The following is a 349-nucleotide window of genomic DNA, read 5'->3' as shown; positions in this document are numbered from 1 at the left end:
GAACAAGGTGCTGAACATGTTATTGTATCCATGGCTGGTAATGGCGCTCTCTTATTCAGTAAGGAAGGGATTTATCAGTCCAATGTTCCAAAGGGTACACTTGTTAATTCGGTTGGTGCAGGGGATTCAGTCGTTGCAGGATTTTTAGCCGGCGTTTCGAAAGGCCTTTCGATTGAAGAATCATTTAAGCTTGGCGTCACATCAGGCAGTGCTACAGCATTTTCTGAGGAGCTTGGGACAAAAGAGCTTGTTGACACACTATTACCACAAGTAAAAGTCACACGCATTTAAAGGAGGAGTCACCATGAAAATAACAGAACTACTCACAAAGCAGACCATTAAGCTTCAA

1 protein-coding gene is annotated in these 349 nt (G+C 43.0%); it reads left to right on the top strand.

The genetic code is table 11. From position 1 onward, the window contains the following. A partial coding sequence (locus SB658_RS22515) for a PfkB family carbohydrate kinase (protein WP_410602444.1) occupies positions 1-291 on the top strand: 291 nt, incomplete at its 5' end. Between the last annotated feature and the right edge of the window lie 58 nt (positions 292-349).

This window comes from Bacillus sp. SIMBA_008 (genome assembly GCF_046535495.1).
GTDB lineage: Bacteria > Bacillota > Bacilli > Bacillales > Bacillaceae > Bacillus > Bacillus subtilis.
The sequence above is the reverse complement of the archived record's forward strand: the minus strand, read 5'-3'. Positions and strand labels throughout refer to the sequence as shown.